Here is a 25,446-nt window from a genome sequence, read left to right as displayed (position 1 = left end):
GAAATTCTACCCAAAAGAAATCAATTTTCTTGAAAGGTACAAAGGAAAATTATTTTATAAGTTTTGAAGTAGATTTTTTTAATTGCAAAATATCTCATCAATAATATGGAGTATCTTTAATATTCATTTGATAATACAAAAATATAAAATTAGACTTGTGAACCCTCAGTAGCTTTGTAAGCTCAAAAAAACTCCCAAATAATCATTAAAGCCCTATTACAATCGCTACTTCTGTAAGCTACCAAATGTTAGTTACTGCTCTTTAAACCCACTTTTTAATTCATTATGCCTCCAAAGCACAACACCACTTTGGCTTTGAATTGCTATGATCTGTCAGTACATTTGATTGTATTATTTAAATAAAAAACATGAATAAAACGCTTTTACTACTACAACTAATCATTTTTCAAAGCTTTATTTCTTTAGGGCAAGAAAAAAAAATCTGGGATGAAACAGAAGCACAAAAAACAGAACGTATGCAATGGTGGACCGACGCACGTTTTGGCATGTTCATCCACTGGGGACTCTATTCACAACCAGCTAGACATGAGTGGGTGATGCGAAAAGAAAAAATTACTGTTGAAGATTACAAAAAGTATTTCGAAATTTTTAATCCTGACTTGTACGATCCAAGCGAATGGGCTAGAAAGGCAAAAGAAGCAGGGATGAAATATGCAGTAATTACCACCAAACACCACGAAGGTTTTACCCTCTTCGACTCGGAGTACACAGATTACAAAATCACCAATACTCCTTATGGTAAAGATGCGATTCAAGAATGGGTGGATGCATTTAGAAAAGAAGGTTTAAAAATCGGATTCTATTATTCTTTGTTAGACTGGCACCATCCGGAATATGCTATAGATAGAAACCATCCACTAAGTCCTGAGGATGAAGCCGATTATAAAAAACTGAACAAAGACCGCGATATGAATATTTACCGCGAGTATTTGAAAAATCAGGTGAAAGAGATTCTTACTAGTTATGGCAAAATCGATCTATTGTGGTTAGATTATTCTTTCCCTAACCCACACGGAAAATTTAGAGACGACTGGGGTTCTGTAGAATTAATGAAAATGGTTCGCGAATTACAACCAGAAATTATTGTTAATGATCGTGCAGACCTTAAAGACTATGCTGGAGGTTGGGATTTTACTACACCGGAGCAGTTTAAAGCAGATAAGTGGATTGAGTATAATGGCAAAAGAGTTCCTTGGGAAACTTGCCAGACATTTTCAGGCTCTTGGGGATATTACAGAGACGAATATACTTGGAAAAACACCAGACAATTACTTACCTTGTTAATTGAATCTGTTAGCAAAGGCGGTAACGTATTGTTAAACGTTGGCCCAACTGGTAGAGGAAAGTTTGATCCACGTGTAGACCAAGCCTTAAATGCAATGGGCGAATGGATGAAATTTAATAGCAGATCGATCTACGAATGTACGCAAGCACCAGAAGGATTTGTTGCTCCACCAAACACCATTTTGACATACAATCCTAAAAACAATAGATTATACATCCATTTACTAGATTATCCTTTGGAGAACTTCTTATTAAAAGACTACAAAGACAAAATCAAGTATGCACAGTTTTTACACGATGCTTCAGAAATAAAAATCACAGAGCCATATAGCCACTGGTTGGTAAAACAATCATTTGGCGAAAATGACATTAACCTAAAATTACCAGTTACAAAACCTGAAATTGAAATTCCTGTAATTGAAGTATTCTTAAAAGACTAACTCTGTACGTGGGGAGTTTAACTCCTCACGTTTTTTATTCTATCAATTTCCCCGAAACCTATATAACATTATACACATTCCTCACACGATTCTGCTACCTGAATAAAACATCAATTTTTGTAAATGGCTAAATAGCTTATATTTAGTCTATGAAATACAAGCTAAATTTACAATTAACAATTTTTTTTATTATGATGAACGCGCCCTATCTACTGGCGCAGCAAACTAAGCCAAACATTATTATATTCATCAGCGACGATCAAAGTCAGATGGATGTAGGGTGTTATGGAAACCGAGATGTACACACGCCCAATATGGACAGATTGGCAAATGAAGGTATACGTTTTACCTCTGCCTACGCGGCTACTCCTATGTGTGCACCTTCGAGAAGTAATATGTTTACAGGGCTTTATCCTTTTAGAAATGGTTCGCAAATGAACCATTTTGCCTTACAACCCAACACAAAAACACTACCTGATTATTTAAAGAAATTAGGCTATCGGGTAGTAATTGCAGGTAAGGTAGATGTTTACCCACAACCTGATTTTGAACACATAGGTGAGTATTTTGGTAAATATTTTCCAGTTAGTAACCGAGACGACCCACAACATATAAGCAGTCAGTTTATTAAATACAACTTTAAAAAAGAGGGTGAACAACCAATCTGTTTGATTGTCTCAACTTGGTTACCTCATGTACCTTGGCTCAATAATGAAGACTTTGATCCGAAGAAACTCACTCTTCCAAAATATCTGGTAGACACAGAAGCTACAAGAGAAGCCTTGGCTGCTTACTACCAAAGTATTTCTGCTGCTGATAATTTGCTTGGAGAGCTCATGCATGCTTTAGACGATACAGGTCAGCAAGATAACACTGTATTTATGTTTTTCTCTGACCAAGGGCCTCAGTTTCCATCTGCAAAATGGACAACTTACAAACAAGGCTTAAATATTCCTTTTGTAGTTCGTTGGCCAGAGAGAATTAAAAAGGGAGCTGTTTCTGATGCACTCATTTCTTTAACCGACCTCACTCCTACACTTATCGACTTGGCAGGCGGTGAAGCTGTGTCAGAATTAGATGGTAACAGTTTTAAAGATGTATTGCTAGGAAACAAAGAAGAACACAGAGAGTATGCATTTGCCGAAACTTCTGTAGAGCCACACTTTTGGTATAACTATGTTCCCTCACGGACTATCATCACTAAAGAAGGCTTTCACTACATTAAAAACTACTTTCCGGGAGTACGTTTTATCACACATATAGACAAAGTAGAGCAAGATCATTTTTATTTTGACTCTTGGATAGAAAAGGCAATGAAAGATGAAGCGACAAAGAGTTTATTACATCGCTACAGTTACAGACCTCCGGAAGAGTTGTACGACATTAATTCAGATACGTGGGAGCTTAACAATTTGGTTAAGCAGCCGGATCATGCCCAAAAGCTTAAAGAGTTACAACAAATCTTAGAAGATGAACTTCAAAAGCAAGGAGAATCTGAAAGCATGATTTTGCATGGCAGTTTACCTACTTTCTTCGATAGATCTTACCAAGTTGAACAAAATTTGAGTGTAAGCAATCAATCTTTTGATAGAACCAAATGGAACCCAGATACGCTTTATATATCTGCCTATATAGATGGTTTAGAGCAAAATGGAGTGCTTTGCGATTACTTCGGTAGGTTTCATCTTTTTGCTCAAAATAATAAAATTGGAATTAACCTGAAAAATGGGCAAAAGCTAGAAAGCAAAACTTTAGATGAGACTAAAGGGCATTTATTATTAAGGTTGACGCAAGCAGGAAAGTTGACACTGAAATATAATGATAAAGAGGTTTTAACATCTGAATTCAAAGAAGACTATACCAAAATACAACCGGGGTATTTTTCTTGTGGATTAGTACGAGATCGAATTTTACCGAATGGTGAGGTGAATGTTTTTAAAGGGAAAATCTACGATATGAGAGTCAGTATAAATAATTTGCAAAGAAGCCCAAAACCTCATTAACCATAAAACTATTCAGAAATGGCAAAGTGAATTATATTCTACTTTGCCATTTAAATTAACCTATAGCTTATAGGCAAAAGTAAAATTCAGAAATGAGTTTCTTAATGTTTGTGTGACATCAAAATCTTCAAATTCATATTTCATTTTACGATAAAGTCCATAATCATAAGAAACTTGAACTAAATATGATTTTAAATCTAAGCCTGCCCCTAACTTAATCCCATAGTCTAACCTATTCGAAAAAGGCTCACTTTGTAATTCTTCAGTTTCTAATGATGCTAGATTAGGATCATATTCAGTTTTTGAAGATTCAAATAAAAAAAAACCTAGATAAGGACCAGCTATACCATAAAAATCTAATTTCCCTATGGGTAATTTCATTTTTAAAGGTAAGGGCACATCTAAATAAAATTCATTAATCGATGATTTATATCCGACATTCACGACTCCTAACTCATCATTTTCATCAAAAAAAGATGCTGGTAAGTAATAATTTATTTCTTGTGTTTCTCTTTTTAATGAAAAAAGTAAACTTGGCATAAATGAAAGTTTCTCACTTATTTTTAAATCTACCGTTGAGCCAATACTAAACCCAGGTCTTAATAACCTATTTGGTTCTAATGCTTGGTCTTCTTTGTATTGTGCCAATTTTGAAAAGTTTACGCCACCTGTCAAATAGAAATTTTGTGCATGTAGTAATGATGCCTTTTGAACAGAAAGAATAAATAGAAGTAGTAATGTGCTATATAAATATTTCAATTTTCTAGTGTTTTATAGTTTAGCTTAAAAGTATATTAGAATTATACTATTACTAACTATAAATAGTGATATTAATTATTAGTAGTATTCACTTTTAGATACCTTTCTTACAATTTTTAGCAATTTTTTCAAACTGACCTTCTCAGTCAATTCCTTGAACCTTACAGGACACCCGGTCTGCTTCAATCCCGCTTACTTTGTAATATAATCATTAAAAAAAATATAGAAATCATGAGCACAAAAAAGAAAGTAGTAGTATTGATCAGCAAAGGAATGGACGACGAAAGAGCATCTGTAGCATGGAGCATCGCCAATGGAGGTATTAAAAGCGGATTAGAAGTAAGCATCTTCTTGGTAAGTTCAGGTGTAGATTGGGTAAGAAAAGGCGCTTACAATCACGCACATCTCAACCCCAAAGACCCAACCATGAAAGACATGATCGAAACTGTTATAGAAAACAGATGTAGAATTATGGTTTGTCCACCTTGTTCGGCTGTAAGAGGCTACACACCCGAAGATTTAATCGATCAAGTAGAATTGGTCGGTTCACCAGCATTGCACCAACTAATTCTTGAAGGCGCAGAAACTATCTCTATTTAACATTCTATCCAATTTTAAAGCATAATATCATGGAAGATAAAAAATCAAAAGTTCACTATTCTAATGAAATTATTGAGCAAATTACTTCAGCACAACTAGACGAAGTAATAGCCAAAGGAGAGTTTACCATCATCGATGTAAGACCTCCACAAGGAATTGAAAGTCAAGGAGAAATCCCTACTGCGATTAATATTCCTTTAGATGAAGTTAAAAAACAGATTGACCAAAGAAAGCAAAAACCGGAGTCTATTTTGAATGGCGAAGGTCCCTTCTTATTTGCTTGTACAGGTGGTGTAATGTCTTACATGGCAGCTATACATGCGCAGGAAAACGGAGTGAAACGAGTTTACAACTTAGAAGGCGGACATTCCGCTTGGAAAAAGCTAAAAAAATCGCAAGAAGAAAATCAACTGATATAGAAAAATTCATAAAAGTATCCACCAATGACTGAGTTTGTTATTGATGGATACTTTTCTTTTAAACTGTTTGTGTTTTGCTAACTCGCCAAGCATTTGGCGTAACTCCATATTCTGCCTTAAAACTTCGGATAAAATGAGAATCGCTTTCGAAACCGCAATCGTAACAAATTTCCTGCACTGTAAAATCTGTAGAGAGCAGCAATTCACGAGCAAGGTTTAACCTCTTTGTTTGCAACCATTTGGCGGGCGTTGTATCATACACCTTTTTAAAATATCTCTTAAATGATGATGCGCTTTTTCCACAAAGTCTGGCATATTCTTCCACTTTTAGGTTGTAGATATACTGTTCTTCCATTACTTGTTCAATAGTATAACCAGAGTTTGATGCCAGCGTATATAGCACATTTTTAATTTCTCTATTTCCCGGATCTAGACAAATGTTCATCAACATCTCCCTAAATTTTAATTCTATAATTTTCTGGGGAATTTCCTGCGGTTGTTTGAGATAAGAAAAAAAGGAATGATACAACACTCGTAAACTTTCTTCCACATTTATTCTATAGATAAACTCTGGATGGTCTACCCTTTGCAAAGCCGTCATTTCTTTCTCAATGTCGCTATCCATACACCTTTTAATAAAATCATCCTTCATAAAAAACATCAAAACACAAAAACTCTCTTCAAAATACTGTTGATTTTTAAAAGCACCCTTTCTCACAAAAATGGATTGATCTTCTTTCACCAAAAACTCATTAGATGGTGTAATCCATTTTTTTTGTCCATTTAGCACATATATTACACTGTGGCATTCAGACCAAGCATCAAATAGTTCTTCCTTAATCGGACATTTGAATTCTACAATCAGATAATCTTCTCCAATAATTTTATGGTATCCCGGAGTTTCTAAGAAGTGTTTATACGAATCAAACATTTGCTATTGAGGTGTAATTAGTGTAAACCAATTTAATAAAATTATAACTTAACTCCTATAAAAACACCTCCCAAACTTACTGTGCACACTGTTATAACTTAGCCAACTTATCAATGTGTAAATAAAACACAAAGAATTAGGATTTATCATTTTATCCATTTTACTTTGTGTTTATATAACACATTGAAATTATGGATTCAAAAAAATATTGTTATGAATATCCCAGACCATCAGTTACTACAGACTGTGTAATTTTTGGTTTTGATGGTGTCGATCTCAATATTTTGCTTATTGAGAGAGGTATTGAACCATACAAAGGAAAATGGGCTTTTCCGGGTGGTTTCGTGCAAATGGATGAAAGTGCAGAAGAAGGTGCTAAACGTGAACTGTCTGAAGAAACAGGAATAAAAGACGTGTTTATTGAACAGCTTTACACTTTTAGTGATGTTAACCGAGATCCTAGAGGCAGAGTAATTAGCATCGCTTTTTTTGCTTTGGTAAAAACTTCAGACTACCAATTACTCGCTGGTGATGATGCCATAAAAGCTCAGTGGTTTAAAATTAAAGACATTCCTGCTCTAGCTTTCGACCACGATTTAATTCTTCGCATTGCACAAAACAGAATTAAAGGGAAAATTAGGTATCAGCCAATTGGGTTCGAACTACTCGATAAAAAATTTACCATGCCCCAATTACAATTACTTTATGAATCTATACTAGATGTAAAATTTGATCGCCGGAATTTCAGTAACAAAATGATGAAAACGGGGCTTTTAACACAGCTAAATGAGAAAATGGAAAATGTACCCCACAGAGCCCCTAGATATTTAATGTTCGACAAAAAGAAATACAACGAGCTGCAAAGCAGTGGTTTTAACTTCGAAATCTAATGAAAAACATATTTACATTTTTACTAGTGTTAGTCTCACTGGCAAGTTATAGCCAAAGTGATGATATTGTGATTACCAATGAGCCAACAGATACCATCTTTCTGAAGGAAACAACAATTCAAGCTTACAGAGCTTACGAAAGCACACCGGTTACCTATAAAAACATCTCTAAAAAAGAGATTGATTTGTTAAACACTGGGCAAGAGCCATCTATTATTTTAAGCTATACTCCATCCATCAATTCTTATTCTGATGCAGGAAACTACCAAGGTTACTCATACTTTAGGTTGAGAGGTATCGACCAAACTAGGGTAAATATGACTTTGGATGGAATTCCACTAAACGAGCCTGAAGATCAAGGAGCTTATTTCTCCAATTATCCAGATTTCTTTAACTCAATCAATTCTATTCAAATTCAGCGTGGAGTTGGTACAAGTACAAATGGAGTAGCCAGTTATGCAGGAAGCATCAATTTTCAATCTCCAAATTTGCTGGCTAAGCAGTCGATGGTAGTGGGTGCTAACTATGGCTCATTTAATACTTATAGGCTTTTTGCTGAGTACAATAGTGGTTTACAAAACAATAAGGCCATTTATGCTAGAGTTTCTCACCTTAACTCAGATGGTTATAAGTACCATTCTGGTAATGAGTCAAACTCTGCTTTTTTGAGTGCAGGTCTTTTTAAAGAAAAGCATCAATTAAAATTTACTGGCTTTATTGGTAATCAAAAAAATGAATTAGCTTGGATCGGTGTACCACTCGACACAATTTACAAAGAGCCTAGAACCAATGCAGACTCAGATGAACACGATAACTTTTTACAAGGTTTAATGAGCCTACAACACTCTTGGACGCTTGATAAAAACTTAGTGCTTAACAACACGGTGTACTATAATTTTCTGGATGGCAATTACGATTTTGACTTGAATAATTTCCTTGGTTTTCCATCAACCGAAGAGATGTACAACTACGATTTTAGACATAATTTTATTGGCTATTTCAGTAACATCAATTGGTATTTAGACAACCTTAAAATAGATGCAGGTATCCATTTAAATACCTTTAACCGGAGACATATAGGTTCAGAAAGATCACTAGGAAAACTGTATGAAAATACTGGTTACAAAAATGAATTTAGCACTTTTGTTAAGACCAGATATTCAATCAATAACTTTGTACTATTTGGTGATGTGCAATATAGACACACCAATTTCGATTACGAAGGTTCTGTTGATTTCGAGCAAATTAGTTGGAATTTTATCAATCCAAAAGTGGGTGTAAGCTATTTCTTAGATGAAGAAACAAGTATTTACGCAAGTTTTGGAACTTCTGGCAGAGAACCTACTCGTAACGATTTGTTTAATGGTGAAGACGATTTACTAGCCAATGAAGATGGCAGTGCCGCATTTACCAATGTGGAACCAGAAGAAGTTCAAAATTACGAAGCCGGTGTAAAATTGATGCACGACAAATGGCATTTATTGGCCAATGTCTATTACATGAATTTCAAAAATGAGATTGTACTAAATGGTCAATACGGTCCAAATGGACTCCCACTGCACAGTAATGTGGCTAAAAGTTTTAGAAGCGGTGTGGAGCTAGATTTTAAAGTGAAAATCTTAGAAGATTTCTATTATACAAATACATCATATTACTCATATAATAGAATTCAAGAAAATGAAATTGAGTTTTCACCGATTCTCACTCCTACTGTAATAGTCAATCAATCTGTAGGATTCCAGAAAAATGCTTTGCAAGCAGGTATGTTCTTTAAATACCAAAGCAAATCTTATATCGATTTTGAGAACAGTTACCAAACTCCATCTTATTTTACTATTGATATATTTGGTAGCTATACTTACAAATCCTTAGATTTTAGAGTAGGTGTAAACAACCTGACTAACAGAACCATTATCTCGAATGGTTACATCGGTCTTGATGGCACGCCATTGTATTTTGTACAAGCTCCGATAAATTTCACGACAGGTATTACTTGGAAAATTTAAGTTTAATAAATTGATTGTTTATAGGCAGGTATCAGAATTTTTGGCACTTGCCTATTTTGTTTAACAAAATGTAATATTTTTAGCTTCTTCACGACTATTAATAATAGAAACATCAAAATACCACTTAACCAATAAATGAAACGAACAATACTACTTCTTAGAATCATCATGCCTATTGTCGCAATCACTTGCATGGTGATTTTCGTACCTTGGATCTTATTAAGAGCTTGGATAACCCCATTACCCGATACAATTCAGGAACAAGCAAACGATGCAATTGAATATGGTTTTGATGGTATTATAGTTTATGTAGATGAAGCAGGCAAAGCACCAGAATTTCACACTGCCGGATGGAAAAATAGAGAGAATAAAATACCTACTGATCCTGAGGCACTATTTAAAATTGCCAGTATTAGCAAGTTATACATAGCTGCTGCTGTGGCAAAATTGGTAAATAATCAGACTTTGTCACTAGACAAAACACTGGCTGAATATCTACCAGAACTCAGTAAAAGAATTGCGAATGCTAATAAAATTACCTTAAGAATGTTGGTGCAGCATCGTAGTGGTATCCCCAATTTTACAGACCTTTCGCATTACCCTTGGGATAATCCAATCAAAGACAATAAGGAAACCCTTACGCTGATTTATGACATGCCCGCTGATTTTGAACCAAATAGTGATTACAGTTATTCAAATACAAATTATCTATTAATCGGTGAGATTCTCAATAAAGAGTTAGGTTATAGCCACCACCAATATATACATAATGAGATTGTAAAACCACTTGGGCTTATCCATACTTACAGTTTACTAAGTGAGGTAAATTTGGATGATGTTAGCAGTGGTTATTCGGTCGGTTATGATAAAGACATAAAGACAAATGATTATGTAACTCCGGGTGGCTCGATGGTCGCAACTATACAAGATGTGGGAGTTTTTTTAAGAGCTTTAAATGATGGTTCATTATTAAATGATGAGGAACAAGCTATTTATTCATCAATCTATGTATATGAACATACAGGACTTTTACCCGGCTACCAAAGCATTGCTCGCTATTATAAAGATTTAGATACAGTAGTAATTCAGTTTGTAAACACCAGTGGTGAAAATTCATGGCCATTATCTGAGATTATTTATAACCGAATTGTAAAAATTATTAGTGAGAGAAATAAGGAATAATGAACCTATGAAACATACTATTTTAGCTGTATATTCCTCCTATTTACTTCCAAAACTCCTAATGAAAGATGTAACCCATTTTAACTACATAATTTGTTAACAAGTAAAAATGAAAGCAATAAAATTGTAAACTTTATTGAGTAAAAACGTAAATTTAAGGTATATTCATCAATTACCTATTTACCTGCTAATCTATTGACAAATATAAGTGTCTAAAATCACAGACTCACCATAGTATCGATTTATATGATATCTAAACGATGAATGATACTTAAGAACTTGAATACTATAAAATAATTACCGAATCATCATTTAAGAAATGATGTAAATTGAAATGTTTTGTAATCAATCTCAAATGTACCATACTTTTTAGACTTACTTAGTCTCCAAACTCAATTGTAATTTCCATCCAAGATTGGATAGACTAACTAGCTCGTATAGTTTTTACTAAATACAATGTACAAATGTTATTTGATTCACTTAACTTCGCTATTTTCTTACCTATAGTGCTAGTTCTGTACTGGTACATTTTTAATAAAAATTTAAAAGTTCAGAATTTGCTCATCTTAATAGCCAGTTATATCTTCTATGGCTGGTGGGACTGGCGGTTTTTATCCTTAATTGTTTTAAGCACACTAATCGATTATACTATAGGTAGGGCATTAGCTACACAAGAAAATGTAGTTAAACGAAAAGCTTTACTTTGGACCAGCATAATATTTAACTTAGGTTCACTTGGCTTCTTTAAGTATTTCAATTTTTTTATTGATTCACTTTACGAAACAATTCCCTCCTTACAATCATCCATTGGTTTTAAGTAGTTAAGAAAAAGAAATCGAGTATTTAGATCCATAATTCTGAAGAATTTCAATAATTTTTTGGTATAGTGTATTTTGAGATTGATAATCGTTCGGTTCTAACCAATAATATTTCATCTGTCTCCATAATATCTCTATTTTATTGAGTTCAGGGCTATAGGCAGGTATAAATTGTAGGTAAAGTCCTTTTTTGCGCCATTCGACTAACTTTTCTTTTACAATCTTTGCCTTATGCACTGGGGCATTATCTAATATTACTATCGTTTTTTTATTGATTCTTTCGCTTAAATTAGACAATACTTCAACTACTGTTTTTGCAGTACATGCCTCTGGCATCATATAACCGTAAAAGCTTTGACTGTGGATATTAAGCGTACCTAAAACTGTCCAATTAGTTGAGCTGCGTTTAGCAGGAAGCAAAATTTGCTGTCCTATTGGTTGCCAACCATAGGGCACATTTGGATTTAAGTTAAAGCCCGATTCATCCATAAATATCAAGTCTATTATTCCTTGTTTTGCTTGTTGTTCTAGGTAGCTTAATTCCGATTTGAAAAACTCAAAAAGTACTTCATCTCTTTCTGGTTTTAAGCTCTTTCTATAGCGTTTCCATACCAATCGATGCCTCTTGAAAATACCCTTTAATGTTTGTATATGGCAACTTTTACCTGTACTAGTGATCACTTCTTGAAGAAATACTTTTATCCTTTGGATGCCCAAACAGGCTTTTTGGATCATTTTTTTTCTTCTGTTTCTGTATAAATACGCCTACGACCACTTTTAGGAAGATTAGCAAGATTGGTCATTTTTCCTTGATCCCATCGGTTAAACCAACGAGATATTGTATCACGATTTACTTCTAATATATCTACAATTTGCTCCATAGTATAGCCTTTTATACTCAGCAGTAATCCTTCTATGCGAACAGATTCCTGTCGACTCATTGGTTTTTTTAGTTGAGATTTTAATAAATCAACTTCTTCTTTACTTGCTTTGATAAATCGGTGTTGTCTCATAACACAAAGCTATCTATTTTTTAAATACTTTATTTCTTTTTTGTAGTTACTTAATACACTAGAAATTATTTTACCAGTTGGTATTAGCTTTTACACATTTCAAACTTTAAGTTATTCGATTGATGTATATAGAAGAAAGCTACACCCTTCAAACGATTTTATCGCTTTCTCAGCATTCGTTTGTTTCTTTCCGCAATTGGTTGCAGGCCCTATCGAAAGAGCAACTCACCTATTACCTCAATTTTACAGAAGCAGAAAAATAAACAGCCAACAAGCTACAGACGGATTAAAACAAATCTTATGGGGCTTGTTTAAGAAAGTAGTAATAGCAAATAACTGCGCAGTATTCGCCAATATGGCTTTTAACAATCACGCAGAATACTCAGGTTTAGAATTATTTATTGGCGCATTGTTCTTCACATTCCAGATTTATGGAGATTTCTCAGGTTATTCAGACATCGCCATTGGTACTTCTAAACTCTTCGGTTTTGATCTGATGAAAAACTTTGCAACTCCATATTTCTCTAGAGACATCGCAGAGTTTTGGAGAAGATGGCACATTTCGCTTTCAACATGGTTTAGAGATTACTTATACATTCCATTGGGTGGCAGCAAAGGCAGTAAACTGTTTAAAGTGAGAAATACCTTTATCATATTTATTGTGAGTGGATTGTGGCACGGAGCCAACTGGACATTTGTAATTTGGGGAGCATTAAACGCCATTTATTTCTTACCACTTTTACTTTTAAACAAGAACAGAAGCAACTTAGAAATAGTCGCCAAAGGCAAGTTAATTCCCACATTAAGAGAGGCTTCTTCTATGATTATCACATTTTGCCTAACAGTTTTAGCTTGGATTTTCTTTAGAGCTAATACAGTTACAGATGCCTTTGCTATACTAGGAGAAATCTTCTCAGAATCGCTATTTGCAGTTCCAGTTTTACCAATAGAGTCAATCGTAACACTTCTAATTGTAGCAGTATTTTTAGTGATAGAATGGCTTGGCAGAGAATCTGAATATTCAATTAAAGATATGTTTAATAGCTACCCAAAAGCCGTACGATGGACGGTGTATTATGTAATGATTATTCTCTTCTTCGGATTTACAGGTGGAGAACAGGAATTTATTTACTTTCAATTCTAATTAGCTATGAAAACCCTAAAGACCAAAGTGCTGCCATTCGTTTTGGCAGTGCTACTCATCAATTTGATGCTTAACTTAATCTTCTCGAATAGAATTACAGAAGATAGATTTACGACACGATATAACTATTTAAAAAAGAATTTAACATCGTACAACACTTTGTTTTTTGGTTCGAGTAGAACGCTACGCCACACAATTCCAGCTACTTTCGATTCTGTAAATCAAGTAAATGGTGTAGAGACTAATAGCTTTAACCTAGGTACTCCCGGTAACACATCATTTGAAACTTATATGCAATACGAATCATTTTTGGATTTCTATAAAAATTCAGAGGATAAGTCTATAAAAACTGTGTTTCTAGAGATTTTCCCTTTAACCAGAGTCTCTTGGGAGAATAGCACATCTTCTAAATCTGTGTATTGGATGTCTCTAAAAAATGCCAAAAGACTATATGGCTATGTAAACGATAAAGAAGATTATACTCTCAAAAGAAAAGCTTCTTATTCTATTTTTTCAATCCCATTGTTTTTAAAATACTTTGGTTTCGGATACATCAACTTTTCATCCGATAGTGCAGATAAAAAAATCTGGTTGGGAAAAAACTCAGATGGTTTTTTAAGTTACGAAGAAGAGATCGCCCTTTCTAAAAGTGAGCATAACAAAAAATCGCTTCTCGAACAAAGGAATGATTTTGTTAAGGATACCACTCAACTAGAAAGCAGAAAACAAGCAATTTTAGAAGAGATGAAAAATGAGGATAATACATCTAATTTCAATCCATCGCATGCAGAAGTTTTAAAAGAGTTAATGGCAAAATCTGAGGAATTGGGAATCAACTTGATCTTTACGGTTCATCCCCGATTAAACCCAATTAACGAGATGCAAGCTTTAAAAGAAGCTTTACCCAATAGAATTATCGATATGTCTAACCCAAATGATTACAAAGAGTTTTGGATGGTTGAAACTTCTTTTAATCATGCACATTTGAACACAGCAGCGGCAAAGATTTACACAAAAGAGCTAGCAAAAATATTCGAATCCAACAGAGCTGAACAATTCACAAAAACAGATTGATTAGAATCTCTTCAACTTAAATAATAATAGGTAAGTGATCTAGTTACAAGATCACTTACCTAAACTTTTTCCTGCTGGTTTTGCAAAATACTTTGTATGGCTGTATGGCATATTTTCAGCAGCAGGTTCGTATGAATCATGCTCAATGTCGATGCTAAAAGAGTAATACTTTTTCCAATCTTTAATAGTCATTCCGTTGTGATCTGAGCCACATTCTTCTGGTAATTGATCTTGCATTTTTTATAAAATCTTAGTTAAAAAAAGTAATTGTTGTATTGCTACAATTCAAATATGCAAATGGATTTTTCTCTAGTGAAAATCTTTACACCAACCTGCTTATTAGGAGTATAAAACTTCAAAAACAAGCCTCAAAACTGCTGTATAAGTGTAATAAAAGCAGTTATGATGCGACTATCTTAATAAACACAGCTAAGAAAAAATATCGGCGCATTTGAAAAAAATTGCATCCTCTCTCCTACATCTTATTGATTTAATTAATTATTAACATGAACTATTTTTCACATCTATCTCTCCTGAAATACGATTATCTTCTGTATTTTGAATACTTGTCTAATGATGATATGTTATTAGAGTTTGGCTGTATTCATATTTACCCTTCTAGAGAGTTTTCAAATCTATGGGACTTATTTTGGAATGATATCCCAATTAAGAAAAAGCAAAAAAACATTAGACTACTTTATAGAAAACAATCTCACCAATTTTACTGTGGTAATTTTTTAAGAGCAGTATCTTATAAAGAGCAAAGGCTACTTGAAAGAACGATTTCTAAAATAGAGCTAGACTATTTAACTAGTTACCAAAGAGTGAAAAAACATGCGATATCTCTAAAGGGAATTTCAGATCGTAGAAATGTAAAACATTTTGAAACACCTTATAATGTAAGATTAAAATTTACAGATTAACCTCTCTGACAGTGCAAAACTTATCAGAGAGGTAGGTTATTGTTAGTACATCACTTTAACGACACTTTTCATCGATTGATTAGGAACAAAATTTAAGACTTTAGATGTTGGTTTTTGATGCAATTGTAGGTTGCTGGCTATGAGTTCAAGAATTTCTTTGGTATGATCGAACAAGAAGAAATGCCCACCAGGAAACCAAACTACCTCCACCTTTTTACTAGTTTCTACTTGCCAATCGGCAATTTGGTGAGTGGTAATATTCTCATCGGTACCCAACAACAGCGTAATAGGTAAATTGAATGGTGGAGTTTTTTGATAGTTAAAGTTTTTGATTACCTGAAAGTCAGCCTGCAAGATTGGTTTAAGTATTTTAATCAATCTTGGGCTATTCAACACCTTTTCAGGTATTCCTCCAATTTCTATCAGTTGGGTTATAAACTCTTGTTTATCAAGCACTTTTAATATTGGTTCATCTTCTAAAGTAGATGGCGCTTTACCACCAGACAGAAACAAATGCAAGGGCAAAGGAAGCCTACTTCGGGTAATCTTTTTGGTAAGCAAATAAGCCAATAAAGTCCCCATGCTATGGCCATAAATGGCGTAAGGTGGCTTTAAATAAGATTCTATTTGATAGAGTATATCATCAATTATTTTATCCGGATTATAAATCAATTGCTCACTAAACCGAGTTCCTCTTCCCGGTAAATCAACAGGTATAATTTGTAAACTGGATGGAGCCATTTCTACAAATTGTTTGTAAGCAAACCTGCTTCCTCCTGCATATGGGAGGCATATTAATTTGGCTTTTTCCATAAGTTTAAGATTGTGTAATTTAGAAATGTAATTTGAGAATCAATCCGCAGATAACACCACGGATTGATTGTTTGAATTATAGCAGAAAAGCAAACGAGCTATAATACTACTTTATAAATCAGGTCTTCAATTAGTGAAATCACTAATAAATATCTTTATCAAATCAGTTATCAACGTAAATGTCGATTACAATAAACCGTCTATAGTTTGTTGTCTTCTATCCATTCCCCATGTTAAGAATACGCCCATCATCACGAATCTTGGAGCCAAAGGAGTAACTTCTCTCCTAATTCCCGTATCTACATTTGAGTATTCGTAACCAAACACTTGCTTACTACCTAGAAGATTGCTCATAGAAAGCACTACAATGGCATTGGCTTTTCTAATCTTGGTAAGATATGCCAGTAAGAAGCTCACATTGTGGTAATTCTGCACTTTGTCTGAAAGGAACTCACTATCTGGTCTGTTTGGGTTAAAGTACGGACGACCAGAACTATAACTATAAGTTAAACCAGTGCTCAAAGAAAGTTCGGGAATGTATCTTTTCATTACCAAAGAAGCTGTGTGGTTAGCGGCAAAAGTTGGCTGAGCCAATATCGGATAATCCATAAACTTTCTCTTAGTATCGAGATAAGAATAAGACACCCAATAATCCAGATTTCTTACGGTCTTTTTGTCTCTCCAAAACAATTCAAAACCTTTTGCATATCCATATCCACCATTGTTGACACTAGGAACAGTTTCTATTAGGTTATGATATTTTTTGTAGAATATTTCTGTGCGAATCGTACGCAAACCACTTCTTTTCTGATAACTCACAATGTAATGGTCGCTTCTACCGTAATCAAGTCCATCGTAATACAAATACTCTCTATTTGGCTTTTGGTAATATTGTCCATAAGAAACTAAAAACTGCTCTTGTTCGCTCAGTAAATAGGCTAGAGAAAGCCTTGGAGCTATATTCATTTTTTGTAAGAGCGAAGAATATTCCATTCTTACACCGGCTCTTGCCTTCAAGTTCTTAACTAATTCAATATTACTTTCGATAAATACTGAAGAAAAATTATCTGTAAAACCTGCTACAGAATCGCTTCCTGATTCCACATCGCTCCATGTTGAATTTTCTGCCACATGTTGTACTTCACCTCCAAAATTAAGCTCGAAGTAATTGCTGAAATATTTGGTTAAAACTGTTCTCGCTTGGTACAACTGAGAACCATATTTTACACCTTGTTTGCTGTGTATTTGGTCATCTCCTCTTACTTCGGTATAGTACTTATCGGTATTGGTACTTGCAGAAAGTCCTGTGTTAATTTTGAGATCGTCTTTTAACCAATCGCTGTAAGTTAAGTTGGTATAGATATTCGAGTTATCTACATCTGCAAAGTCTTTATTACCCAAATAATCCAGACTATTTTCATTTAAAGAAACGGCACTAGTCCCATACATACCTAAAAATTTAAGCATGCCTGTTTTAGAAGTCTTGGTTCTAAAATTGACAGATCCGTTTAAGTATTCTGGCATTTTCACAAAGTCTTTCGACTGTTTTACCACATTGTAGTAAGGTGCCAAATTCATATAATTTACTGAGGAAGTAAATGATGATTTTTCGTTCTTGGCAAGTAGGTTCAAGTCTGCGCTTACTCCTACTGATGTAATGGAAGCTTCTGTGGTACTTTGCTCTGGTAAATCTTGTGTTTCGAGTATCAGTGTAGATGATAATGCTTGACCGTACATAGCAGAATAACCACCACTACTAAAATGCGAACCTTTAAATAAATCGGGAGAAAAACGACCTCTTTGCGATACACCTGGCGTGCCTCTTTGGTAAAAGTTATTTACCATTAATCCATCTACAAATATCTTGGTTTCATCGCCGGTTCCTCCTCTTACAAACAAGCCTTCTTGTTCGCCAATTTGTTGTGTGCCGGGCATGGTTCTTAATGCTGATGTGATGTCTGAATTAGAACCTCCGATGGTCATTATATCTATGGGTTTTAATACAGTAGCTCGGTTTTGATCACTTGCTTCAAAATAGCGAGATGCGGTGACTGTTGCTTCAGCAAGTTCTAAAAACATCTCTTCCATGCTTCCAGAAACTTCTATCGGTTCTGAGCCAACTGTAATTTTCTGTTCGCTGTCTTTAAATCCCATCAAATGGAAAACCAGTGTTTGCTCCCCGGTTTTACGCGTGGTAAAAGTGAAAAATCCGTCGGGTCTAGATGTGGTGCCATCGTAACTATCTTTAATATATACATTGGCACCCACAATGGGATTGTTTCTTTTGTCTTTTACATACCCTTGTATGGTAGTTTGTGCGTACAAAAACGTACTTGCAAGCACAAATAAAATGTTAAGTAATAATGCTTTCATGATTTATAAAGTTTAATAATCGCCTGCTAAGACTGTAATTGTCGATTGAATTCTGCTTTTAATGTTTTTGAGTGATAATTGATTTTTTGATGACCGAAACAAAGCCATCAGAATTGGTAGTGAAATTTAATTTTTGATGTTAATCAGGTTTAGGAGATAAAGAATTGTTTGTATGGCGGTTTGCATTGTGAGGTTTTCTTTGTCGTAATCTGGATTGCTTTCTACCAGATCTAGACCGATTATATTTTTGTTTTGCAATACAACCGAAAATAATTGCTTTATCTCTTCGAAATTGAAACCACCCGGAACTGGCGTTGCAGTACCTGGAGCCACAGATGGATCAAGCACATCAATATCAAAAGTGACATAGTAAGGAACATCTGTTGGCAAATCGAAAGTTTTTCCTGCATCCATCGCTCTTTTTATATCACTAAACCAGTAGATTTTTTGTCGGGCTTCTGGCCTTTGCCCCATGTTAGAAATTCCCCTAATTCCAAACTGATAAATTTGATTGAATCGGGAGTCTTCTAAGCATTTAGAAACAAAATTACCATGATGGTGTGTTTTGTTACGATGCGTTAAATAATCGTATCGCGATCCGTAGGTATCTGTGTGAGCATCAAAATGAATGACATGCAGATCGGAATAATTATTTAATGCAGCTTTTATTAATGGATAACTAATTGAATGATCGCCACCCAAAAAAAACGGAACTACTTTTTTACTGAAAAGCTCATTGGCAATGGTGAATATTTTATCGTACACAAAGTTTCCTTCTTCACTTGTATTGATAAAGATATTGCCATAATCTTTAATCAGCTCTTGCTGAAATAAATTAGCCAGATTCGTGAAATCTGTCTCTCCATCTAGAAATTTAAAGTCTTCTGCTTTTGCACTTTTATTCAAATTAATCTTATAATGCTTCACCATTTCGCGCAGCTTATAAGGAAAATTTCTAGATCCTGTAGACTCATTATTTCCCTTACCAAAAGGCACACCTACAAAAGAAATTTGAGAGTTCGATGAGTGATTTTGATCTAACAAAAGATTGCCAGTATTAAAAAGCCTGTTTGCTACAGGAGTTACTGTAATAGTTGCTTCTTCCTGCATTTCAGTATCAAGTACCAATCCTTTAGACAAAAGAAAAGCAATCGTTTTTTCTAATAAGGCATCTTGCAAGTCAAAGTGTTTTTCAATCTCTGTAAACAAACGAGGCTTCTTTACATATTCGAGTATATCGACTATCATCGGCCCTACTTCAAACATATTTCCGCTGATAATGCTGTAAACTTTGGCTTTGCCATTTGGCTGCCAGTCAATCTCTGTAAAGGGAGATTTCATTAAGCTGGTGATGGCGTAATCTATCATACTTTTTGCGCTCTAATGTTACGAACATAATTGCGAGAAACCTTAGTATACTTGTAAGAGAAGTAAGTAATTACTCCCAAAGAGAAACACGTTTTGGCATAAAACTCAATCGCACATATTGAAAAATCCATCGCTGCCATCTGGCTAAAAACCAAGCTTAAATCCATAATAGATTGAGCAATTAGTATCACGATAAACTTAGCTATGTAGATAAAAAATGCATACTTCAATACAGAGTAAACTATCAAAAATGGATTTTTTAAGTTGATGTTTTTTAAAGCATTTTCATTCAGATTAATCGGTGCTTTTGGAAACAAATACTTTATAGCTTTCAACAAGTATACATTAGATTGCTTTCTCAGATTTGGCAGATTAAACAAGTCGCTGTAAATCCAGTAACCATCGAACCTAAAAAATGGATTTAGATTTATTACCACTGTGCCCATGTTTAAGATGATGATATACATCAACACTTCAATTACTGTACTGTCGGTTAAATAGCGAAGCACATAAAAAATCACCGTGTTTATGAGCAATTGCATGTAAATACCACCTAAATTAATAATGGTTCTTTTCCAGCGATTCAACTTCCAAACGCCAGTAATATCAGCATACAAAACAGGCAATGCAAGATAAAACCCGAAGCCAATATTCTTAGGTTTTACACCATACATATAAGAGGCAGCAGCGTGGCCCATTTCGTGGAAAAACAATACCAAAAAAGCAAGTGGATAAAACAGCAAAACATAATTGGCATTTCTTAAACACTCACCAGTTTGTGCTGCTGCAGTAGCGGTATTAGCACCCAAAAATTGATTTACATAAAAATAATTTACTGCGGCAGATCCAATAAACAATATGGTAAACACTACCGGGTGAAATGCATATTTAAATACTTCTAGAAATATTCTGAGATGCTCAAATTTTACCAATGTCCACTGACCTTGAATGCCTGTAAGCGGTAGCTGCTTTTTTTGATCTTGCGGAATGGCTTTCTCAAACAAGCCCAGCGGCTTAATATGCTGTTCTATAATTCCAAATAAAGTGCCTTTGGTAAAATTATATTGATTGTTGCTCCATCTATTGAGAGATTCTAACATCTCATCTGTAGATTTTTTCTCGGAAAGAAACCTGATAATTAAATATACAAGCTCCCCTACGTAATATGGTTTGTCGTTTACAGTTAGTAAAAACTTCTTCTTACCAGAAGCATCAATTTCTTCTATGGTATAGGAGGCTGTTAACTCATACATAGCGAAAGTTTAAAAGAGTTTACAATAAGAAATAGCAGTTGATTGTAGAGTTAATCCATCATCAACCCTATTAAATAATTTTTTTGATTGTGTAGCGAGACATTAATCAGAGAGAATGATTAATGTCTGATATTGTAAGAGTAATTGAAGAACCAGACTGGCAGATAGCACCAGCCCGGTGAACACACTTGTTAACTTCTATCTATTATTTTTCGCTGTAGATGCAACGGTCTGCATCAGCTGCTACGGCAGTCATTTCGTGTCTTTCTTCTAACTCTACTATGTTTAATGAATCTTTAAGTACTTCTTTTGACATGATATTTTTATTTAAAAATTGAACGAAAATTTAAAAATGCAAGTGGTTTCAAATCAATAGAACAAGCATTACAAAACGTAACAAAAAATCTGTTTTCAAGAGATGTTACCACTTGCTGTAAGCGAGATAATTAAGGTATTAATTGGATACTATTTTTGAGTAATAGTGCAACGATCTGCTTCTGCTGCTACAGCAGTCATTTCGTGTCTTTCTTCTAACTCTACTATGTTTAATGCGTCTTTTAAGATTTCTTTTGACATGATATTTCTATTTAAATTAATGTAAAATTGAAAAATACAAGCGGTGTCAAGTCAATAGAACAGGTATTACTAAGCGTAACAAATAATCTGTTTTCAAAAGATATTACCACCTGCTGTAAGTAAAATTAAAGTATGAATGGATACTATTTTTGAGTAATAGTGCAACGATCTGCTTCTGCTGCTACGGCAGTCATTTCGTGTCTCTCTTCTAATTCTACGATGTTTAATGCGTCTTTTAAGATTTCTTTTGACATGATGATAAAGTTTTAAATTTGGATGAAATATTAGAGGTATAAGCAGTCGTTATTGCACGTAAACATTTTGAGTTCGAATGAACAGACAAGGATCTGTAAAGATGTGCTTTGCGAATAAATACTACTTACAAATTAAAAGATTGAAAGTTAATAAGTCCGACTTATTTTTCGCTATAGATGCAACGATCAGCATCAGCTGCTACAGCAGTCATTTCGTGTCTCTCTTCTAATTCTACGATGTTTAATGCGTCTTTTAAGATTTCTTTTGACATGATGATAAAGTTTTAAATTTGGATGAAATATTAGAGGTATAAGCAGTCGTTATTGCACGTAAACATTTTGAGTTCGAATGAACAGACAAGGATCTGTAAAGATGTGCTTTGCGAATAAATACTACTTACAAATTAAAAGATTGAAAGTTAATAAGTCCGACTTATTTTTCGCTATAGATGCAACGATCAGCATCAGCTGCTACAGCAGTCATTTCGTGTCTTTCTTCTAACTCTACAATGTTTAATGATTCTTTTAATACTTCTTTTGACATGATGGTATATTTAAAAAAATGAGTAATAATTTTATGAATATGAAAGAGTGAATTCTATTGATAATGAATCACTTACACTAGATCACCTGTAATAGTGCAACGATCTGCTTCTGCTGCTACGGCAGTCATTTCGTGTCTCTCTTCTAATTCTACAATGTTTAATGCGTCTTTTAATACTTCTTTTGACATGGTGATAGAGTTTATTTTTGAATAATAATTTTAAGAGTAAGCAGCGTAGTTTTCACTTTAACAGAGATAGCTAGGTAGACAGATAAAACATCTGTGAAAATTTGTTTTGTGTATACTTTGCTGCTAAATATATATTTTTGAAATACTTGTAGATTAAACCAAAGAAGCTTCTTTGTAGATACAACGATCTGCGTCTGCTGCAACAGCAGTCATTTCGTGTCTTTCTTCTAATTCTACTATGTTTAATGCGTCTTTTAAGATTTCTTTTGACATGGTGATAAAGTTTATTTTTGAAAAAATATTTTTAAATGGAGGCAGTGTAGTTTTCACTAAAACTGAGCTATCAGAGTGACAGATAAAACATCTGTGAAAGTTTGTTTTGTGTATCCTTAACTGCTTGTGGTGTTAAATCAAGATTTCTACTGAGAGTTAGATTAAGCCTCTTTGTAGATGCAACGATCTGCATCAGCTGCTACAGCAGTCATTTCGTGTCTTTCTTCTAATTCTACTATGTTTAGCGCGTCTTTAAGTACTTCTTTTGACATGGTGATAAAGTTATATATGATTAAAAAATGAATTAATTCTTATTGTTCTATATGGAAATTAGATGTCTACTTTGCCTGAGCCAGTATCTTTGCAGCGGTCTATATCTACAGATGCAGCTGTTAATTCGAATCTGCTTTCAAGCTCTACGATAGAAAGTGCATCCTTTAAATCTCCGCTTATTAATTTTTTATTCATGATTGTAAAGTTTTTGATGGATGATGCTCTAAGTGAATAATTTTAATTTGGGGTTTCAATAACAGTTTACCATTGTGGTTTTCAGCCCTAGATTTGTACCTGAAAAAGTATCTGTTTTTTACTTTGCTGGCTGTGTAAAATAATGGTATTTTAAAACTGCTATTAATTATTTCTTACTGAACTGTAGAAAGTGATTCTTCAGACAAACGGTTGTAGATCATTTCACTTAACACATTCACATTCTGAAAAGATGTTTCATTAAACTCAGATGGAAGTATGCCGAACTCTTCAGACAAACGAGAAGCAATTTCAAGAATAGCTAATGAATCTTGGATGATACCTGGTTCTTCATCAGTACCGAAAAATGGATCTTCATTGCCAATATCTTCTGGAGAAGCTCCGTCAATTTCTAGTGCTTCAATGATGCATACTTTGATTTTTCCCTGAATTTGAGATAAAGTTTCCATAGTTTTTAAAAAATTTTAGGGTTGTAAAAATTGATATATTTTGAAAGTGTTTTTTAGAATTTTGAATTGATAAGTTTTGCGTTGAGATTGATCTCAGGTAAAACTTTGTATCGCAATGGCCGACATATTTCCTGCAAATCCAAATGAATTTGAAATTGCCGTATCGAATTTATAATCGAGTCCTTTGTCTTTAACTATTACCAAATTGTGGTCTTCTGCTTCCAAAATCGGATCAGAAAGGTTGATCGTTGGTGGAATAAATCCATCGTGCATAGCTACTGTTGTTGCTACCAGCTCTACGCTGCCAGCTGCGCCTAATGTATGCCCAGTCATAGACTTTGTAGAGCTTACAAACACCGGTCTTTTGTCTGCCAGTTTTCTTATGGCTTTAATTTCCATGGTATCATTAGCAGCGGTAGCTGTGCCGTGTGCATTGATGTATTCCACTTTGCCAATGTCTATCTTGCCTTGAGATAAAGCTTTTTGCATCGCCGAGTAAGCAAACCCTCCATCAGGACAAGGAGCCGTTGCGTGATATGCTTCGTTAATGGTCGAATAACCTTTTATTTCAGCATAGATTTTTGCATTTCTCTTCTTAGCAGAACTAAGGCTTTCGAGTATTACAAATGCACCTGCATCACCTAAATTAAGACCATCTCTGTTTTTATCGAATGGTTTACATGCTCCTTTTGAGATGGCTTGCAGTGCATTAAAACCACTGTAAGTAAGTTCTGTAAATACATCTACACCACCGGCTATCATGTAATCTACTCTTCCTTTAGAGATAAAGTCGAAGCCTCTGCCTATTGAGTTGGTTCCTGCTGCACAAGCTGTCGAGATTGTTGAAATAGGACCCCTTAAATCATACTGTTTTGCAATGTTACCTCCGATAGTAGAAGTCGTATGAAAAAGCAAGTCTATATCTTTTGCAGGTTCTCCCTGAATTTTGTTTTTTACCCATCTCATAAAAGGATAGCTCGCTCCTACTGAAGTAGCTACTGCCACTCCCATTCTTCTATTATTTATTTTATCCATTTGCAAGCCGGCATCTTCAATGGCATCCTGTACTACTTTTTTAGATAGATCGCTGAGAATGGTCGCGTCTTTTTCGTACAAATCGTCGTACAGTTCAGGTTCCAAAATACAAGCACTATTATTTCGGTAAGCAGGTAGGCTTGTATCAAATCGGCGTGTCGGAATTTGCTTCAAACCGGAAGTGCCATTTTTTAAATTGGTTTTAAAATCTTGCAAGTTATTTCCGATTGAGCATAAGATTCCCAGCCCAGTAATTACAACTCGTTCCATAGCATTTAAAATTTGATGATTGATTATGAAATTGAATGAAGGTGTTTAACAATCAT

Annotated in this window: 21 protein-coding genes and 1 pseudogene; 10 read left to right on the top strand and 12 right to left on the bottom strand. The window is 34.4% G+C overall.

Annotation, left to right across the window (positions count from 1 at the left end):
- The first annotated feature begins 368 nt into the window (after window positions 1-368).
- The gene (locus OQ292_RS21415; protein WP_284686472.1) at window positions 369-1,745 is read left to right on the top strand and encodes an alpha-L-fucosidase; all 1,377 of its coding nucleotides are present in this window, start codon (window positions 369-371) and stop codon (window positions 1,743-1,745) included.
- Window positions 1,746-1,936: 191 nt separating this feature from the next.
- Entirely contained in the window at window positions 1,937-3,748 is a 1,812-nt protein-coding gene (locus tag OQ292_RS21410) for a sulfatase family protein (protein ID WP_284686471.1), read from the top strand.
- A 60-nt stretch (window positions 3,749-3,808) separates the two neighbouring features.
- Here the strand turns inward: OQ292_RS21410 and OQ292_RS21405 are convergent, their stop codons facing one another.
- Window positions 3,809-4,507: a porin family protein gene (locus OQ292_RS21405; protein WP_284686470.1), complete on the bottom strand. Its 699-nt coding sequence runs from the start codon at window positions 4,505-4,507 to the stop codon at window positions 3,809-3,811.
- Window positions 4,508-4,738: 231 nt separating this feature from the next.
- Here OQ292_RS21405 and OQ292_RS21400 point away from each other — a divergent pair, with 231 nt between their 5' ends.
- Together OQ292_RS21400 and OQ292_RS21395 are read left to right on the top strand one after the other, a co-directional pair.
- The gene (locus OQ292_RS21400) at window positions 4,739-5,107 is read left to right on the top strand and encodes a DsrE family protein (RefSeq protein WP_284686469.1); all 369 of its coding nucleotides are present in this window, start codon (window positions 4,739-4,741) and stop codon (window positions 5,105-5,107) included.
- Between the two features lie 29 nt (window positions 5,108-5,136).
- A complete protein-coding gene (locus tag OQ292_RS21395) occupies window positions 5,137-5,526 on the top strand; it encodes a rhodanese-like domain-containing protein (RefSeq protein ID WP_284686468.1) in 390 nt (129 codons plus the stop codon).
- A gap of 58 nt (window positions 5,527-5,584) precedes the next feature.
- On the opposite strand, the gene OQ292_RS21390 is transcribed toward OQ292_RS21395, so the two are convergent.
- Window positions 5,585-6,457: a helix-turn-helix domain-containing protein gene (locus OQ292_RS21390; RefSeq protein WP_284686467.1), complete on the bottom strand. Its 873-nt coding sequence runs from the start codon at window positions 6,455-6,457 to the stop codon at window positions 5,585-5,587.
- Window positions 6,458-6,648: 191 nt separating this feature from the next.
- On the opposite strand from OQ292_RS21390, the gene OQ292_RS21385 reads away from it, so the two are divergent.
- The 3 genes from OQ292_RS21385 (at window position 6,649) to OQ292_RS21375 (ending at window position 10,535) form a co-directional block, all read left to right on the top strand.
- Window positions 6,649-7,347, top strand: a complete 699-nt coding sequence (locus tag OQ292_RS21385; protein WP_284686466.1) for an NUDIX hydrolase — start codon at window positions 6,649-6,651, stop codon at window positions 7,345-7,347.
- Complete coding sequence (locus OQ292_RS21380; RefSeq protein ID WP_284686465.1) at window positions 7,347-9,353, top strand: TonB-dependent receptor; 2,007 nt, start codon at window positions 7,347-7,349, stop codon at window positions 9,351-9,353. Before OQ292_RS21385 ends, OQ292_RS21380 begins: the two co-directional genes overlap by 1 nt.
- A 135-nt stretch (window positions 9,354-9,488) precedes the next feature.
- Window positions 9,489-10,535, top strand: a complete 1,047-nt coding sequence (locus OQ292_RS21375; RefSeq protein WP_284686464.1) for a serine hydrolase domain-containing protein — start codon at window positions 9,489-9,491, stop codon at window positions 10,533-10,535.
- Between the two features lie 821 nt (window positions 10,536-11,356).
- Here the strand turns inward: OQ292_RS21375 and OQ292_RS21365 are convergent.
- Together OQ292_RS21365 and OQ292_RS21360 are read right to left on the bottom strand one after the other, a co-directional pair.
- Entirely contained in the window at window positions 11,357-12,088 is a 732-nt protein-coding gene (locus OQ292_RS21365; RefSeq protein WP_284686463.1) for an IS630 family transposase, read from the bottom strand.
- Window positions 12,085-12,366 carry a helix-turn-helix domain-containing protein gene (locus OQ292_RS21360; RefSeq protein ID WP_284686462.1) on the bottom strand — a complete coding sequence of 94 codons (282 nt, stop codon included), beginning with the start codon at window positions 12,364-12,366 and terminating at the stop codon, window positions 12,085-12,087. Before OQ292_RS21360 ends, OQ292_RS21365 begins: the two co-directional genes overlap by 4 nt.
- A gap of 52 nt (window positions 12,367-12,418) precedes the next feature.
- Here OQ292_RS21360 and OQ292_RS21355 point away from each other — a divergent pair.
- Window positions 12,419-13,510, top strand: a pseudogene (locus tag OQ292_RS21355) (MBOAT family O-acyltransferase); the annotation flags it as partial.
- 6 nt (window positions 13,511-13,516) lie between these two features.
- A complete protein-coding gene (locus OQ292_RS21350) occupies window positions 13,517-14,584 on the top strand; it encodes a hypothetical protein (protein ID WP_284686461.1) in 1,068 nt (355 codons plus the stop codon).
- A 51-nt stretch (window positions 14,585-14,635) separates the two neighbouring features.
- Here the strand turns inward: OQ292_RS21350 and OQ292_RS21345 are convergent, their stop codons facing one another.
- A complete protein-coding gene (locus OQ292_RS21345; RefSeq protein ID WP_284686460.1) occupies window positions 14,636-14,821 on the bottom strand; it encodes a hypothetical protein in 186 nt (61 codons plus the stop codon).
- Window positions 14,822-15,090: 269 nt separating this feature from the next.
- Here OQ292_RS21345 and OQ292_RS21340 point away from each other — a divergent pair, with 269 nt between their 5' ends.
- Window positions 15,091-15,507 (top strand): hypothetical protein, encoded by a 417-nt coding sequence (locus OQ292_RS21340; RefSeq protein WP_284686459.1) that lies wholly within the window; start codon window positions 15,091-15,093, stop codon window positions 15,505-15,507.
- Between the two features lie 42 nt (window positions 15,508-15,549).
- Here the strand turns inward: OQ292_RS21340 and OQ292_RS21335 are convergent, their stop codons facing one another.
- From OQ292_RS21335 to OQ292_RS21305, 7 genes are all read right to left on the bottom strand, one after another.
- Complete coding sequence (locus tag OQ292_RS21335; RefSeq protein WP_284686458.1) at window positions 15,550-16,320, bottom strand: thioesterase II family protein; 771 nt, start codon at window positions 16,318-16,320, stop codon at window positions 15,550-15,552.
- A 186-nt stretch (window positions 16,321-16,506) separates the two neighbouring features.
- Window positions 16,507-18,693, bottom strand: a complete 2,187-nt coding sequence (locus tag OQ292_RS21330) for a TonB-dependent receptor (protein ID WP_284686457.1) — start codon at window positions 18,691-18,693, stop codon at window positions 16,507-16,509.
- A gap of 126 nt (window positions 18,694-18,819) precedes the next feature.
- Window positions 18,820-20,061: an arginase family protein gene (locus OQ292_RS21325; protein ID WP_284686456.1), complete on the bottom strand. Its 1,242-nt coding sequence runs from the start codon at window positions 20,059-20,061 to the stop codon at window positions 18,820-18,822.
- Window positions 20,058-21,314: a M50 family metallopeptidase gene (locus OQ292_RS21320; RefSeq protein WP_284686455.1), complete on the bottom strand. Its 1,257-nt coding sequence runs from the start codon at window positions 21,312-21,314 to the stop codon at window positions 20,058-20,060. The genes OQ292_RS21325 and OQ292_RS21320 overlap by 4 nt, the downstream gene beginning before the upstream one ends.
- 2,166 nt (window positions 21,315-23,480) lie before the next feature.
- Window positions 23,481-23,618: a hypothetical protein gene (locus tag OQ292_RS21315; RefSeq protein ID WP_284686454.1), complete on the bottom strand. Its 138-nt coding sequence runs from the start codon at window positions 23,616-23,618 to the stop codon at window positions 23,481-23,483.
- Between the two features lie 173 nt (window positions 23,619-23,791).
- On the bottom strand, window positions 23,792-24,085 hold the full coding sequence (locus tag OQ292_RS21310) for an acyl carrier protein (RefSeq protein ID WP_284686453.1): 294 nt from the start codon (window positions 24,083-24,085) through the stop codon (window positions 23,792-23,794).
- A 93-nt stretch (window positions 24,086-24,178) separates the two neighbouring features.
- Window positions 24,179-25,390, bottom strand: a complete 1,212-nt coding sequence (locus OQ292_RS21305) for a beta-ketoacyl-[acyl-carrier-protein] synthase family protein (RefSeq protein WP_284686452.1) — start codon at window positions 25,388-25,390, stop codon at window positions 24,179-24,181.
- Between the last annotated feature and the right edge of the window lie 56 nt (window positions 25,391-25,446).

It is taken from the genome of Chondrinema litorale (assembly GCF_026250525.1).
In the GTDB taxonomy this organism is placed as follows: Bacteria; Bacteroidota; Bacteroidia; order Cytophagales; family Flammeovirgaceae; genus Chondrinema; species Chondrinema litorale.
The sequence above is the reverse complement of the archived record's forward strand: the minus strand, read 5'-3'. Positions and strand labels throughout refer to the sequence as shown.